The following is a 15,066-nucleotide window of genomic DNA, read 5'->3' as shown; positions in this document are numbered from 1 at the left end:
GAACTGCGGTGGAATGCGAAGCGCGCGGCTACGCGTCGCGCCTCACATATCGTGCTTCTTCAACTCCAGCCCGCGCGACTGGTACTGCTTCCAGCGCTCGCGCAGCGGCCCGCGCGACGACTCGTCGGCCGGCACGACTTCCAGCACGCGGTCGAACGCACCATCGACCGCCGCGTCGCGCAGGTTGATCACCAGCGGGCGCAGCGCGACGTCGGTATCGGGCGAGGCGATCAGCACTTCGGCTTCGTCCTCGTCTTCTTCCGCTCCGACGATCTGGTGCGGGATGTAGACCTCTTCGCCCATGTCCCAGAGCAGGTCGTCCAGCGCTTCGGCCTGCTCCTGCGAGCGCGCGAGCACCAGCGTGGGCAGGCCGGCGTCGAACGCCTTGCGGGCGAGCTCGCAGACCAGGCGCAGCGGCTCCGAGCGGAACCGCGGCGTGGTGATCAGGTAGAAATCGGCGCGTGCCATCGGGTCGTGACTGTCCGGATCAGGCCTGCGCGGCGCGATCCATCAGCCACTGCGACAGCAGGCCGACGGGGCGTCCCGTCGCCAGGCCGCGCTTGCCTTCGTCGTTGGCGACGCCGGCGATGTCGAGGTGCGCCCAGCGCTGGCCTTCGGTGAACCGCGCGAGGAAGCAGCCCGCGGTGATCGCACCGGCCCAGCGGCCGCCGATGTTGTAGACGTCGGCGAAAGTCGACTCGAGCTGCGTCTGGTACTCGTCCCACAGCGGCAGGCGCCAGGCGCGATCGAACACCGCTTCGCCGGCGTCGACGAGTTCTGCGGACAGGTCGTCGTCCTTGGTCATCAGGCCGGTGGCGTACTTGCCCAGCGCGATGACGCAGGCGCCGGTGAGCGTGGCGACGTCGACGAGTGCGGCCGGCTCGAAGCGCTGCGCATAGGTCAGGGCGTCGCACAGGATCAGGCGGCCCTCGGCGTCGGTGTTGCCGACTTCGATGGTCTTGCCCGACATCGAGGTCAGCACGTCGGACGGGCGATACGCGTTGGCGTCGGGCATGTTCTCGACCGCCGGCACCACCACGGTGAGGTTGATCGGCAGCTTCAGCCCGACCGCGGACACGAAGGTGCCCATGACCGTCGCCGCGCCGCACATGTCGAACTTCATTTCCTCGACGCCGCCCTGCACCTTGAGGTTGATGCCGCCGGTGTCGAAGGTGATGCCCTTGCCGACCAGCACGTAGGGCTTGGCGTCGCCCGCACCGGTGTACTTGAGGACGATGAGCTTGGGCGGGTTCGCCGAGCCGCGCGCCACGGCCAGCAGCGAGCCCATGCCGAGCTCTTCCATCTGCTCGCGCTCGAGCACTTCGCACGAACACTCGGCGAAGCGCGACGCGAACTCCTGCGCCTGCTGCGCGAGGTAGGCGGGGTTGCAGATGTTCGGCGGCAGATTGCCGAGCTCGCGGGCGAACTGCACGCCGGCCGCGATCGCGCGGCCCTGCGCGAGCGCCTGCGCGTCGTCGCTCGCCACGGTGAGGCGGGTCAGGCCCGGCTCGATCTTGGCGCGCGATTTCTCGCCGAGCGTCGCGGTGTAGCGGTAGGCGCAGTGGTCGGTGCAGGCCACGGCCTGACGCACGGCCCAGGCGGTGTCGCGGCCCTTCACCGGCACCTGCGGCAGCGTGGTGACGGCATGCGCCACCGGGCCTGCCTTGAGCGCGCGCGCGGCGTCGCCGACCGCTTTGATGTACTGCGGAACGCCGAACTTGGCCGAATCGCCGAGGCCGACGACCAGCACGCGCGGCGTCTTCACGTCCGGCAGGTCGTGCAGCAGCGCGGTCTTGCCCGCCTTGCCGCTGACGTCGCCGCGCTCGATCAGGGCCGACAGGCGCCCGTTGCTGGCGCGGTCGATCGCCGTGGCGGCCTCGCTCAGGGACTTGTCGGCGAACACGCCGACGACGATGCAGTCCGCGGCAACGGACGCAACGGCGTCGGAGGTGAGATCGAATTCGAGGGCCATCCAGGGTTCCCGGGGGTGTGAAAGGGGATTTACGTACAATCGCCGACCCTTGTGGGCCGCAGCCGGCAGTCGATGCCGGCCCATGATCCCGAACGCGCCGGAAAAGCGCCGCGACGGGCCGTTGAACGAACGACGAGTCTAAAACAGCCCCCGCGAATGCTGAAATTCGATCGCTACCTGCTCTCCGAATTCGTCCAGGCCGTGCTGGCGACCACTCTGGTACTGCTGATGGTGGCCTTCGGCGCGGTCTTTGCCGACGTCCTGCGCGACATCGCCGAGGGCCGCTTCCCCGCGGACATGCTGCTGCCGCAGCTGGGCCTGCTGTTCCTCAACTGGCTGCCAATCATCCTGCCGCTGGCGCTGATGCTGGGCCTGATGCTGGCGCTGGGCCGGCTCTACCGCGACTCGGAGATGCCGGTGCTGGCGTCGGTCGGTATCGGCCCGAAACGCATGCTGCGACCGCTGATCGGGCTGGTCGCGCCCATCGCGATCATCATCGCCGTCTGCTCGCTTTGGCTGGCGCCGTGGGCCGAGCGCACCTCCAAGCAGATGGTCAACGAGGCCACACGCAACCTGCTGGTCGCCGGGCTCGAGCCCGGCCGCTTCACGCCGATCGGCAGCGGCGGCGTGGTGTTCGTCAGCCGCATGTCGACCGACGGCACCCGGTTCGAACGCGTCTTCATCTATCGCCAGAAGAACGATCGCCTCGACGTCACCACCGCGAACGCCGGTCATCTCGAGGTCGACAACGACGGCCACCGCATCCTCGTGCTCGATAACGGATTCGAGGTCGAAGGCCCGCGCCAGGGCCCGAATCGCGACTACCGCCTGATGCGCTACCGCGCCAACGAGGCCGAGATGCCGGCATCGAAGGGTCGCTACGACCCCGATGACCCGCGCATGCTCTCGACGCCGCGACTGATCGCCGACGCACGCCCCGCCGCCAAGGCGGAGCTGCATTCGCGCATCGCGCCGCCGCTGCTCGCGATCGCGTTCGCGCTGCTCGCCGTGCCGCTCGCGCGCAGCTCGCCGCGCGAGGGCCGCCTCGGCCGCATCTCGGTCGGCTTCCTGATCTATCTCGTCGCCACGATGCTTTCGCTGGCCAGCGTCAACTGGATCACCCGCGGCAAGATCCCGGTGGGGCTCGGCCAGTGGTGGCTGGTGCTGCCGCTGCTCGCGCTGGGTGCGTGGATGTATTCGGTGGACGGTCGCATCCGTGCGCCGCGCCTGCGTGGAGCGACGCGATGAAGCCGTTCCCGAAGATCCACGATGTCTACGTCGCGCGCGCCGTGCTCGGCACCGTGCTGCTCACGTGGATGGTGCTGCTTGGCCTCGACGTGATGCTCGCGCTGGTCAACGAGGTCGGCGACATCGGCAAGGGCGATTACGGCTTCGGCAAGGCGGTCGCGCATGTGGCGTACACCGCGCCGCGTCGCGCGTACACGCTGTTCCCGACCGCCGCGGTGATCGGCGCGCTGATGGCGCTCGGCCAGCTCGCATCGTCGTCCGAATTGACGGCGCTGCGCGCGGTGGGCCTATCGCGACGCCGGCTCGGCGTCAGCGTCGCGGGCGCGGTCGCACTGCTCACGCTGCTGATGGTGTTGAACGGCGAGACGCTCGGCCCGTGGGGCGATCGCATGTCGAACATCGTCAAGCAGACGGCGACCAATCGCGACACGGTGGTGGCGCGCTACTCCGGCCTGTGGGCGCGCGAGGGTGAAGTCATCCTCAATGCGCAGGGCGGGCAGGAGCGCAGCGAGAACGGCAAGCAGTGGCTCGAATTGCGCGACGTACGGCTGTACGAGTTCGAGGCCGACGGCCGACTGAAGTCGATCTCGCATGCGGCCGTCGCCGAGCATCGCCCTGGAAGCTGGCTGCTGCGCAACGTCGAACGCACGCTGTTCGATGCGAAGTCCGTGCGCACCGAGACGATCCCGGAACAGCAGTGGGCCTCGCGCCTCGATACCGCCGCGCTGACGGCGGATCTCGACAGCCCGCGCTACCTCGCATCGAACGAGCTGCGCGACGCGATGGAATATCGCGAGCGCAACGGTCTCGACGCCAACGAGTTCGAAGAGCACTACTGGGGCCGCTGGTTCTATCCGCTCAACGCGCTCGCGCTATGCCTCGCCGCCGTGCCGTTCGCGTTCGGCACGCTGCGTAGTGGCGGCCTCGGGCGCCGGTTGTTCCTCGGCATCGTGTTCTCGCTCGGCTTCTGGCTGGTGCAGGAAGTCTTCGTCCGCGCCGCGCGTGCGTTCCAGATGGACTACCGCGTTGCGTATCTCGCACCGACGCTGCTGATGATCGTGCTGTCGGCGGTTCTGTTCAGACGGCGATCGGGGTAGGCAGGACCGCTTGCGCGGCACTGCCGCGCGGTCCTTGCGATAGACGAACACGCATTGCCGCGCGGGCGTCGCGAACGCACGCCGCGCTGCGGCGGGCCGGGCAAGTGTGTTGGTGACGACGCAAAGCATTTCCAGTTGCGGCGCCAACTCGCGCTGAACTTTTTACGCGCGCACCGACTTCAATGAACTAACCAACGGTCGAGCGATGCGTCGCCAAGTCTTCTGACGACGTCGCACGTTCAACGCTTCGCTATCCGCTCCACCCGCGAACCACTCGCGCGGTCATGCCACGTCAGCCGGTCGCGATCGAACCACGCCCACCAGAAGCCCATACCGCCGAGCAGCAGCGACGCCGTGCCCACAACGTAGCGTCGAACCAGCGCACGTCGATCGACAACGCCATCGACTCCGACGACGCGCAGCCGCCACGCACGCATGCCCAGCGTCTGCCCGCCGCGCGACCAGCTCACCACCGCGTATACGCCGGCGATCAGCCAGCACACGACCCACAACAGCAAGGCCGCCCACGACACCGGCCGCACGTACGCGCGCTCGCTGTGCATCACGATCGAATAGCCGACGTTGAACAGTAGCGACGTGACCATCCACAGCGCGGCCACCGCCCAGAAGTCGTAGAACAGCGCGAACAGGCGCCAGCCGATCCAGGGGCGCGCGGAAGAAGTCGATGCCATGCGATCAGGATAATGGCTAAGCTGCCGCGCATGGATGCGGATCGGGGAACGCGACGCGCCGGCGCGGTGGCCGCGCGGCGACAGGCGGCGAGGGCGCTGCCGGAACTCGGCGCGTCGGACGCGCAACTGATCGATCGCCATCTCGACGCGATCTGGGCCGAAACCGGCCTGTCGACCTCGTCGCGCGATAGCTACCGACGCGACCTCGCCGGTTTCGCGCGTTGGCGTGGACGCGACGGTGCACTCGCAGCCGCGATGCCCGCCGATCTCTCCGATTACCTCGCCAGCCGCGCGCGCGACGGTTACTCGCCGCGGAGCAATGCGCGACTGCTCTCGGCGTTGCGTGGCTTCTTCGCGTGGTGCATCCGCCAGCGCCTGCGCAGCGATGACCCGACCGCGTTGCTCGGCACGCCGACGTTGCCGCGCCTGCTGCCGAAAGCGCTCACCGAATCGCAGATCACCGCGTTGCTGGCTGCGCCCGACGTTGAAACGCCGGCCGGCCTGCGCGACAAGGCGATGCTCGAACTCATGTACGCGACCGGCCTGCGCGTCAGCGAGCTGGTCGGCCTGCCCGCGCAGTCGGTGAATCTGCGGCAGGGTGCATTGCGCGTCACGGGAAAGGGCAGCCGCGAACGCCTCGTCCCGATGGGCGAGGAAGCGCAGCATTGGCTCGAACGCTATGCCGCGACTGCGCGGCCGTTGCTCCTCGGCAAGGGACGCACGTCGCCGTTCCTGTTCCTCGACGCGAGGGGCGAAGCGCTCACACGCCAGCATTTCTGGTCGACGGTGAAACGCATGGCAGCGGTCGCCGGCATCGACCCCGCGCGCATCTCGCCGCACGGCCTGCGCCACAGTTTCGCCACGCACCTGCTGAACCACGGCGCCGACCTGCGCGCATTGCAGATGCTGCTCGGCCATAGCTCGTTGTCGACCACGCAGATCTACACGCTGGTGGCGCGGGAGAAGCTCAAGCAGCTACACCGGATGCATCACCCGAGAGGGTGACGGCAGGCCGCTTACGCGGCACTGCCGCGTGGCCTGCCGGAACGCCCGCCGCGCTGCGGCGGGCCGGACGATCGCCCAAGTCGAGTCGCGACAAGAAAATCGATAGCGATGGCGGCATCGCCGCGTGGCACGCCGAACGCCCGCCGCGCTGCGGCGGGCCGGAGTTCGCTGAAGCCGAGTCGCGAAAACAACATCGACAGCGATTGGCCGATGGCGTCGCGCGTCCTTTTCACGCCCGCCGCGCTGCGGCGGGCAGGGCGATCGCCCAAGTCGAGTCGCGACAAGAAAGTCGATAGCGATGGCGGCACCGCCGCGTGGCTCGCCGAACGCACGACGCGCTGCGCCGGACGATCGCTGAAGGCGAGTCGCGAAAGAAAAGCCGACAGCAACGGCGTACGGCCCGCGCGTCCTTGTCACGCCCGCCGCACTGCTGCCAAAGGCCCGCAATCCCGCACCCCACCACCCACTGAACCCCAAAATTCGTTCTCACGGCCGCTCCCCACCCGCATGCAACAATCCGGGCTCCCTGCTGCGTTCCCGGGTTCCGATGCGTCCTCTCCGTTCCTCGATCCTCCTCGCCGCGCTCGGCGTTGCCAGCCTCGCCGCCTGTGCGAAGGTTCCGTCGGACAGCACGACCGCGAAGGTCGCGACGCCGCTCGCACGCACCGCCGGCTCGACCGTCGAAGCCAAGCCGGCCGCCGGCACGCCCGACGCACGCGCCGTCGAGGCCATCCACAAGCTCGAACCGCGCGCGGTGGTCGAACACGTCGGCAGTGCGCCGATGCCGGGCTTCCGCGAGGTCGTGGTCGGCGGGCAGGTCGCGTACGTCAGTGACGACGGCCGCTACATGTTCGTCCCCGGCTCAGGCGGCGCGCTGTACGACACCGCCAAACAGGACAACCTGACCGAGGCCTCGCTCGGCCATCTGCGCCAGAAGCTTCTGCAGCAGATCCCGGCCAGCGACCGCATCGTGTTCTCGCCAGCGAACCCGAAGCACCGCGTCACCGTGTTCACCGACATCAGTTGCGGTTTCTGCCGCAAGTTCCACAGCGAGATCGCCGACTACAACCGCCAGGGCATCGCGGTGGAATACGTCGCCTTCCCGCGCGCGGGCATCGGCAGCGACGACTACCGCCAGATGGTGTCGGTCTGGTGCTCGGCCGATCGCAAGAAGGCGCTGACCGACGCCAAGAACGACCGCGCGGTGCCACAGCGCAGCTGCAAGAACCCGGTCGACATGGAGTACGACATCGGCCAGCGCGCCGGCCTGACCGGCACGCCGATGGTGATCGCGGCCGACGGCACGCAGCTCGGCGGCTACGTCCCGCCGGACAAGCTGCGCGAGATCCTCGACAAGATGGAGCCGGCCAAGCCGGCCGGCTGAACCGGGCGCCTGCCGCAGGCGGGTACAATGGCGGGCCCTGCCGTCGCACGGTCCGTCGGACATGATCGTCCTCGAGGGCGCCCCCGCCCTGTCGCCGTTCCGCCTGGAGCGGCTCCAAGCCCGTCTCCGCAGCCTCCACCCTGAGATCCGCCTGCTCGGCGCCCGGCATACCTACTGGGTGCTGCCGGAGCCCGGGGCGCAGCCGGACGTCGCCAAGCTCGGCCAGATCCTCGAGGCCGGCGACGCGTTCGCCGACCGCGACGCCTCCGCCGTCTCGCGCTTCGTGACGCCGCGCCTTGGCACGCGCTCGCCGTGGTCGAGCAAGGCCACCGAGCTGTTGCAGGGGGCCGGGCTGCCGGTGCAGCGCGTCGAGCGCGGCATGCGTGTCGACGTCGCCGGCTGGCCGACCGATGCCGCGACGCAAGGCGCGCTCGCCAAGGTGCTGCACGACCCGATGACGCAGTCGCTGCTCGATGCGCGCGAAGACGCGGTCGCGCTGTTCGAAGCACCATCACGCGGCGATCTCGAGCGCATCCCGCTCGACGATCTCGAAAACGCGAACACGCGACTCGGCCTTGCACTGGCCGACGACGAGATTGCCTACCTGCGCGAACGTTACGCCGCGCTCGGCCGCGCGCCGGCCGACGTCGAGCTGATGATGTTCGCCCAAGCGAACTCCGAGCACTGTCGGCACAAGATCTTCAACGCGACGTGGACCATCGACGGTGTCGATCGTCCGAAGTCGCTGTTCGGCATGATCCGCCACACCCACGCCACGACGCCGCAGCACACGTTGAGCGCGTACAGCGACAACGCCGCGGTGGTGGCGGGTTATCGCGCGAAACGCTTCCGTCCTTCCGGTCCCGACTTCACGTATCGCAGCGAAGGCGAAGTCGAGTCCGCGTTCTGCATCAAGGTCGAGACGCATAACCATCCGACCGCGATCGCGCCATTCCCGGGCGCATCGACGGGTGCGGGTGGCGAGATCCGCGACGAAGGCGCGACCGGTCGCGGCGGCAAGCCCAAGGCCGGCCTCGCGGGCTTCTCGGTATCGCACCTGCGCATTCCGACGCTGCCGCAGCCGTGGGAAGCGCCGCGCGCGCTCAACCCGCGCATGGCGCCGGCGCTCGAAATCATGCTCGACGGCCCGATCGGTGCCGCGGCGTTCAACAACGAATTCGGCCGGCCGAACCTGCTCGGTTACTTCCGTAGTTTCGAGTTGCCGGAAGGCGACATCGCGCGCGCCTACGACAAGCCGATTATGCTCGCCGGCGGCCTCGGCGCGATGGATCGCATCCAGGTACAGAAGCACGGCCTGCGCGACGGCGACGCCATCGTCGTGCTTGGCGGCCCGGCGATGCTGATCGGGCTCGGCGGCGGTGCCGCGAGTTCCGTTGCGTCCGGCGAAAGCCAGGAATCGCTCGATTTCGCCAGTGTGCAGCGCGACAACCCGGAGATGGAGCGTCGCTGCCAGGAAGTGATCGACCGCTGCGTCGGGCAGGGCGACAACAACCCGATCGCGACGGTGCACGATGTCGGCGCCGGCGGCCTGTCGAACGCGATTCCCGAGCTGCTGCACGACAGCGACCTCGGCGGCGTGATCGATCTCGATCGCGTGCCCAGCGACGATCCGTCGCTGTCGCCGATGCAGTTGTGGTGCAACGAATCGCAGGAACGTTACGTGCTCGGCCTGCCCCCGGAGCGCGTCGATGAATTCGCCGCGATCTGCCAGCGCGAGCGTTGCCCGTTCGCTGTGGTCGGTTATGCGACGTCGGAAGAACGACTCGTGGTCGGTCACGGCGCCACGCGCGAACGCGTCGCCAACGGCGAAACCGGTTGGGCCATCGACATCCCGATGGACGTGCTGTTCGGCAAGCCGCCGAAGATGCATCGCGACGCCGTGCATCCGCCCGCGCCGAAGTGGCCGTCGCTGAAGTGGGCCGGGCTCGACCTACGCGACGCGGGCCTGCGCGTGCTCGCGCATCCGACTGTCGCGTCGAAGAGTTTCCTCATCACGATCGGCGATCGCAGCGTCGGCGGGCTTACGGCGCGCGACCAGATGGTCGGGCCGTGGCAGTTGCCGGTGGCCGATTGCGCGATCACGTTCAGTGGCTTCGACACGCATGCTGGCGAAGCGATGGCGATCGGCGAACGCACGCCGCTCGCACTGCTCGATTCCGCGGCGGCCGCGCGCATGGCAGTCGGCGAGGCGATCACCAATCTCTGCGCCGCGCCGGTCGAATCGCTGGACCGCATCAAGCTTTCCGCGAACTGGATGGCTGCCTGCGGGCATCCGGGCGAGGACGCGTTGCTGTTCGACGCGGTCAAGGCGATCGCGATGGAGCTGTGCCCCGCGCTCGAACTCGCGATTCCGGTCGGCAAGGATTCGCTGTCGATGCAGGCGCAGTGGCATGCGGACGGCGCGCAGCAGAAGTCGGTATCGCCGGTGTCGCTGATCATCACCGCGTTCGCGCCGGTCACGGACGTGCGCCTGCAGTCGACGCCGCTGCTCGATCGCGAGGTCGACAGCGATCTGTGGCTGATCGGTCTCGGCGCGGGCAAGCAGCGCCTTGGTGGTTCGGTGCTCGCGCAATGCCATCCGCAGGCCGGTGGCGATGCCGCGTTTCCCGCGTTCGCCGGTGCATCCGAGCACGACGACTTCGGCGTGCCGGATGTCGACGACCCGCAGCGCATCGTCGAGTTCTTCGAACTCATCCGCGCTGCGCGTCAGGCGAATTTGATCCGCGCGTACCACGACCGTTCCGACGGTGGTGCGTTCGCCGCGTTCGCGGAAATGGCGTTCTGCTCGCGCACCGGCCTCGACATTTCGCTCGATGCCTGGGGCGACGACGCGTTCCGCTGCCTGTTCAACGAAGAACTCGGCGCGATCGTGCAGGTCGCGGTGGAGGATCGCGCGGAGTTCGCCGATCTCGTCGCGCAGCACGGGCTCATCGACTGCGCGCAGCGCGTCGCCAAGCCGACCACGTCGCCGCAGATCCGCGTGCGTCGCGACGGCGAAACGCTGGCCGAGTGGAGCTGGCAGGAACTGTTCGATGCGTGGTGGTCGGTGTCGCACGCCATGCAGCGCCTGCGCGACAACCCGGACTGCGCCGACGAAGAACGCGAGATCGCGCGCGACTTCGACGCGAAGGGCCTGGTGCCGAAGCTGACGTTCGATCCATCGGATGACGTCGCGGCGCCGTACGTCAACATCGCATCGCGTCCGAAGGTGGCGATCCTGCGCGAGCAGGGCGTCAACGGGCAGATCGAAATGGCGTGGGCGTTCGACAAGGCGGGCTTCACCGCGGTCGACGTGCACATGAGCGATCTGATCGCCGGGCGCGTCGACCTCGCGCAGTTCACCGGCATGGCGGCCTGCGGCGGCTTCAGCTACGGCGACGTTCTCGGCGCGGGCCGCGGCTGGGCGACCAGCGCACTCGAACGCGCGCCGGTACGCGATGCGTTTACCGCATTCTTCCTGCGCGAGGACACGTTCGCCCTCGGCGTCTGCAACGGCTGCCAGATGATGGCGTCGATGGCGCCGGCGATTCCGGGCGCGGAGTATTTCCCGCGTCTGCTGCGCAACCGCAGCGAGCAGTTCGAGGCGCGCCTCGCGCTGCTGCAGATCAACGAATCGCCGTCGATCTTCCTCAAGGGCATGGAAGGGTCGCGCATTCCGGTCGCCGTGTCGCACGGCGAAGGCCGCGTGCATTTCGACGACCCGGCCGCCCGCATGGCGATCGCGGTATCGGCGCGTTATGTCGACGGCGACGGCGAGCAGGCGTCGCAGTACCCGCTCAATCCCAACGGCTCGCACGACGCGATCGCCGGCTTCACCAGCCGCGACGGGCGCGTCACCCTGCTGATGCCGCATCCCGAACGCACGCTGCGCACCGCCAACCTGAGCTGGGCGCCGCGCGATTGGCCCGCCGATTCGCCGTGGCTGCGGATGTTCCGCAACGCGCGCGCATGGGTCGGCACGCACTGATCGACACGGAGATCGACATGGACGTCAACGCCGCACCGCCGACCGACTTCGACTTCGCATTCGGCGACTGGACCGTCGTCCATCGTCGCCTCGCCGCGCGGCTTCAGGGCTGCACGGATTGGGTGGAATTCCCGGGCACGATGTCGACGCGCCCGGTGCTCGGCGGCTTCGGCAACGTCGAGGACAACCTGCTCGACATGCCGGACGGCGCGTACCGCGCGATCGCGGTGCGTTCGTTCGATCGTGAACGCGGCACCTGGTCGATCTGGTGGCTCGATGGCCGCGCACCGGGTGACCTCGACGTCCCCGTCGTCGGCGGTTTCGAAAGCGGCGTCGGCACGTTCTTCGCCGATGCCGAACTCGATCGCCGGCCCATCCGCATCCGCTTCATCTGGACCGCGGTCGACCCCGAGCATCCGCGCTGGGAACAGGCGTTCTCGGCCGACGGCGGGCGCGAGTGGGAAACCAACTGGACCATGGACTTCACGCGCGTGAACGGCGCCGGTCGCGGCTGAGCATGGCCTCGGCTGCTACAGTCCGGCGGTCGTCAGGGAGGTGCGGGTGAACGCGGTCGTCGATCCCATCGAGGAACCCATCGGCGGAGATCCCGTCGAAGCGCGCGTCGTCGCGTTGCTGATCGAGCGCGGCCGTCTGAAGGACGCCGACCTCGCGCGTGCGCGTCGTCTCGAAGCCGAAACCGGCGGCTCGCTGCTTGCATTGCTCGGTCGACTCGGGCTGGTGTCCGAGCGCGACCACGCGGAAGCCGTTGCCACCGTGCTCGGCCTGCCGATCGTCGCAACGAAAGACCTTCCGGACCTGCCGCCCGAGAACGTCGCGCTATCGCCGAAGTTCATGCGGCAATTCCATCTCTGCCCGATCCGCGAAGGCGACACCGCGATCGACGTGCTGATGGCCGATCCGCAGGACGCCTACCAGCTCGACGCTTTGCGCCTCGCGCTGGCGCGACCGCTGAATTCCGTCGTCGGCCTGCGTTCGGAAATCGATGCGCTGATCGAGCGCTGGCACGGCCAGGGCCGCAGCGCGATGGGCGCGATCGTCGACACCGCGGAAGGCGAGGGCGGCGAACTCGACGACGTCGAACACCTGCGCGACCTCGCGTCCGAAGCGCCGGTCATCCGGCTCGTGAACCTGGTGATCCAGCGCGCCGTGGAATTGCGTGCGTCGGACATCCACATCGAGCCGTTCGAGAACCAGCTGAAGGTGCGCTACCGCGTCGACGGCGTGCTGCACGAAGGCGAAAGTCCGCCGTCGAACCTCACCGCCGCGGTGATCAGCCGCATCAAGATCATGGCGCGTCTCAACATCGCCGAGCGCCGCCTGCCGCAGGACGGCCGCATCCAGATGCGCGTGCAGGGCCGCGAACTCGACCTGCGCGTCAGCACCGTGCCGACCGCGCACGGCGAAAGTGTGGTGATGCGACTGCTCGATCGCGAGTCGATCGTGCTGAGCTTCGAGAAGCTCGGTTTCACCGACAACTTCCTGCCCGAGTTCCAGCGCGTACTCGACCAGCCGCACGGCATCCTGCTCGTCACCGGCCCGACCGGTTCGGGCAAGACGACGACGCTGTACACCGCGCTGAGCAAGCTCAATACGCCGGACGTCAAGATCATCACGGTCGAAGACCCGGTCGAGTACCAGATCGAAGGCATCAACCAGATCCAGGCCAAGCCGCAGATCGGGCTCGATTTCGCGCACGCGCTGCGATCGATCGTCCGACAGGATCCGGACATCATCATGATCGGCGAAATGCGCGACCTCGAGACCGCGCGCATCGCGATCCAGTCGGCACTCACCGGCCACCTGGTGCTGTCGACGCTGCATACCAACAACGCGGCGGGCGGCATCACGCGACTGCTCGACATGGGCGTCGAGGACTACCTGCTGACGTCGACGATCAACGGCATCCTCGCGCAGCGCCTGGTGCGTCGACTGGAACCGACGCACGCCGAGCGTTATCGCGCGTCGCCGGAAGAGATCGAGAAGTTCGGCCTGCGTCGGCTTCAGCCGCAAGGCGACATCTATCTCTACCGCCCGCGTTCGTCGGCTATCGCGCCGACCGGTTATGCCGGCCGCACGACGATCATGGAATTCCTCGTCATGAACGACGAGCTGCGTCGGGCGGTGATGCGCCATGCGGGCATGGGCGAGGTCGAACAGATCGCGCGCGCCGCCGGTATGCGCACCATGTACGAGGACGGCATCGCCAAGGCACTCGCCGGCGAGACGACCATCGAGGAAGTGCTGCGCGTGACGGAAGAGGCCTGATCAGCGCATGGCGCTGTTCCGCTACAAGGCGCTGAACCCACGCGGCGAAATGCTCGACGGCCAGATGGAGGCCGCGAGCGTCGACGAAGTCGTGCAGCGCCTGCAGGGGCAGGGGCATCTTCCCGTCGAAGCGAAACCGGCGAGCGAAGGCGGCGGCCCCGCGTTCTGGCACGGCCTGTTCAAGGCCAAGCCGTTCGCCGGCTCGCGGCTCGTGCAGTTCACGCAACAGTTGTCGACGCTGCTCGGTGCGGGGCAACCGCTCGATCGTGCGCTGTCGATCCTGCTCGAATTGCCGGATGACGAAGCCGCGCGCCGCACCATCGCCGACATCCGCGAAGCCGTGCGCGGCGGCGCTGCATTGTCGACCGCGCTGGATCGCCAGCACGGCGCGTTCTCGCGTCTGTACATCAACATGGTTCGCGCGGGCGAAGCGGGCGGCAACATGTCCGACACGCTCGCGCGCCTCGCCGACTACCTCGAACGCGCGCGTGCGCTGCAGGGCCGCGTGATCAACGCGATGATCTACCCGGCCATCCTGATGGTGATGGTGACGCTGAGCCTGCTGTTCCTGCTCGGCTACGTGGTGCCGCAGTTCGCACAGATGTACGAAAGCCTCGGCGCGCAGTTGCCGCTGTTCACCAAGATCATCCTCGGGATCGGCAATTTCGTTCGCGATTTCTGGATCGTGATCGTCGCCGCGCCGGCCGCGCTGCTGTGGTGGATCGAGCGCAAGCGTCGCGATCCCGCGTTCCGCATCGCGTTCGACGGCTGGGTGCTGCGACGCAAGTTCGCGGGCCTGCTCATTGCACGCATCGAAGTCGCACGCCTCGCACGCACGCTCGGGACGCTGGTGCGCAACGGCGTGCCGCTGATCACCGCGCTCGGCATCGGTCGCAACGTGCTCGGCAACCGCGTGCTCGCCGGCGACGTCGAAAAGGCGGCGGACGAGGTGAAGAACGGCGTCGCGCTGTCGACCGCGCTGGGTCGCGGCAAACGCTTCCCGCGCCTCGCGCTGCAGATGATCCAGGTGGGCGAGGAATCCGGCGCACTCGACACGATGCTGCTGCGCACCGCCGAAACGTTCGAACACGAAACGGGGCTGGCGCTTGATCGCATGCTCGCCGCGCTGGTGCCGATCGTGACGATGGTGCTCGCGTTCGTGATCGGCACGGTGATCCTCGGCATCCTCGTCCCCATGTACGACCTGACCGGGCAGATTGGGTAAAGGGGGCCTGTTTGCGCGGCACTGCCGCGCGGGCCTTCTTTACGCCCGCCGGACTGCGGCGGGCCGGGCCGACTTGGTGAGCCGCAGGCGAGCCTAGTCGGAGCCGATGAGGCAAAGCCGAATCGCGCCGCGTGGCGCACACGCGGTGACGTGCCAGAACGTGCCATCG

General features: G+C 68.3%; 11 protein-coding genes. 8 read left to right on the top strand and 3 right to left on the bottom strand.

What is annotated here, in order from left to right:
* Nucleotides 1-42 precede the first annotated feature (42 nt).
* Both ACVWWW_RS14150 and ACVWWW_RS14145 read right to left on the bottom strand, forming a co-directional pair.
* The gene (locus tag ACVWWW_RS14150) at nucleotides 43-468 is read right to left on the bottom strand and encodes a DNA polymerase III subunit chi (protein WP_027081835.1); all 426 of its coding nucleotides are present in this window, start codon (nucleotides 466-468) and stop codon (nucleotides 43-45) included.
* Nucleotides 469-487: 19 nt separating this feature from the next.
* Nucleotides 488-1,972 (bottom strand): leucyl aminopeptidase, encoded by a 1,485-nt coding sequence (locus tag ACVWWW_RS14145; protein ID WP_027081836.1) that lies wholly within the window; start codon nucleotides 1,970-1,972, stop codon nucleotides 488-490.
* A gap of 156 nt (nucleotides 1,973-2,128) precedes the next feature.
* On the opposite strand from ACVWWW_RS14145, the gene lptF reads away from it, so the two are divergent.
* Nucleotides 2,129-3,220, top strand: coding sequence for an LPS export ABC transporter permease LptF (gene lptF / locus ACVWWW_RS14140; protein ID WP_027081837.1), 1,092 nt, complete (start codon nucleotides 2,129-2,131; stop codon nucleotides 3,218-3,220).
* On the top strand, nucleotides 3,217-4,317 hold the full coding sequence (lptG, locus tag ACVWWW_RS14135) for an LPS export ABC transporter permease LptG (protein WP_027081838.1): 1,101 nt from the start codon (nucleotides 3,217-3,219) through the stop codon (nucleotides 4,315-4,317). Before lptF ends, lptG begins: the two co-directional genes overlap by 4 nt.
* Before the next feature lie 239 nt (nucleotides 4,318-4,556).
* On the opposite strand, the gene ACVWWW_RS14130 is transcribed toward lptG, so the two are convergent.
* Nucleotides 4,557-5,009, bottom strand: coding sequence for an RDD family protein (locus ACVWWW_RS14130; protein WP_027081839.1), 453 nt, complete (start codon nucleotides 5,007-5,009; stop codon nucleotides 4,557-4,559).
* 12 nt (nucleotides 5,010-5,021) lie between these two features.
* Here ACVWWW_RS14130 and xerD point away from each other — a divergent pair, with 12 nt between their 5' ends.
* From xerD to xpsF, 6 genes are all read left to right on the top strand, one after another.
* The gene (gene xerD, locus ACVWWW_RS14125) at nucleotides 5,022-6,014 is read left to right on the top strand and encodes a site-specific tyrosine recombinase XerD (protein WP_456998722.1); all 993 of its coding nucleotides are present in this window, start codon (nucleotides 5,022-5,024) and stop codon (nucleotides 6,012-6,014) included.
* A gap of 547 nt (nucleotides 6,015-6,561) precedes the next feature.
* Nucleotides 6,562-7,398, top strand: coding sequence for a DsbC family protein (locus ACVWWW_RS14120; RefSeq protein ID WP_051234679.1), 837 nt, complete (start codon nucleotides 6,562-6,564; stop codon nucleotides 7,396-7,398).
* Between the two features lie 61 nt (nucleotides 7,399-7,459).
* Entirely contained in the window at nucleotides 7,460-11,386 is a 3,927-nt protein-coding gene (gene purL, locus ACVWWW_RS14115; RefSeq protein ID WP_027081843.1) for a phosphoribosylformylglycinamidine synthase, read from the top strand.
* On the top strand, nucleotides 11,368-11,901 hold the full coding sequence (locus ACVWWW_RS14110; RefSeq protein ID WP_456998721.1) for a hypothetical protein: 534 nt from the start codon (nucleotides 11,368-11,370) through the stop codon (nucleotides 11,899-11,901). The genes purL and ACVWWW_RS14110 overlap by 19 nt, the downstream gene beginning before the upstream one ends.
* Before the next feature lie 46 nt (nucleotides 11,902-11,947).
* Nucleotides 11,948-13,672, top strand: coding sequence for a type II secretion system ATPase GspE (gspE, locus tag ACVWWW_RS14105; RefSeq protein ID WP_027081845.1), 1,725 nt, complete (start codon nucleotides 11,948-11,950; stop codon nucleotides 13,670-13,672).
* Nucleotides 13,673-13,679: 7 nt separating this feature from the next.
* The gene (gene xpsF / locus ACVWWW_RS14100) at nucleotides 13,680-14,897 is read left to right on the top strand and encodes a type II secretion system protein XpsF (protein ID WP_027081846.1); all 1,218 of its coding nucleotides are present in this window, start codon (nucleotides 13,680-13,682) and stop codon (nucleotides 14,895-14,897) included.
* Nucleotides 14,898-15,066: the final 169 nt, after the last annotated feature.

The organism is Lysobacter sp. HA18, assembly GCF_054057595.1.
Note: the sequence above shows the minus strand (reverse complement) of the source record. Positions and strands in the feature narration are given on the sequence as shown.

Excerpts from the sequence above, each read along its gene's own strand:
- ACVWWW_RS14150 (WP_027081835.1), bottom strand. The coding sequence starts at position 468 with ATGGCACGCGCCGATTTCTACCTGATCACCACGCCGCGGTTCCGCTCG.
- ACVWWW_RS14145 (WP_027081836.1), bottom strand. The coding sequence starts at position 1,972 with ATGGCCCTCGAATTCGATCTCACCTCCGACGCCGTTGCGTCCGTTGCC.
- lptF (WP_027081837.1), top strand. The coding sequence starts at position 2,129 with ATGCTGAAATTCGATCGCTACCTGCTCTCCGAATTCGTCCAGGCCGTG.
- lptG (WP_027081838.1), top strand. The coding sequence starts at position 3,217 with ATGAAGCCGTTCCCGAAGATCCACGATGTCTACGTCGCGCGCGCCGTG.
- ACVWWW_RS14130 (WP_027081839.1), bottom strand. The coding sequence starts at position 5,009 with ATGGCATCGACTTCTTCCGCGCGCCCCTGGATCGGCTGGCGCCTGTTC.
- xerD (WP_456998722.1), top strand. The coding sequence starts at position 5,022 with ATGGCTAAGCTGCCGCGCATGGATGCGGATCGGGGAACGCGACGCGCC.
- ACVWWW_RS14120 (WP_051234679.1), top strand. The coding sequence starts at position 6,562 with ATGCGTCCTCTCCGTTCCTCGATCCTCCTCGCCGCGCTCGGCGTTGCC.
- purL (WP_027081843.1), top strand. The coding sequence starts at position 7,460 with ATGATCGTCCTCGAGGGCGCCCCCGCCCTGTCGCCGTTCCGCCTGGAG.
- ACVWWW_RS14110 (WP_456998721.1), top strand. The coding sequence starts at position 11,368 with ATGGGTCGGCACGCACTGATCGACACGGAGATCGACATGGACGTCAAC.
- xpsF (WP_027081846.1), top strand. The coding sequence starts at position 13,680 with ATGGCGCTGTTCCGCTACAAGGCGCTGAACCCACGCGGCGAAATGCTC.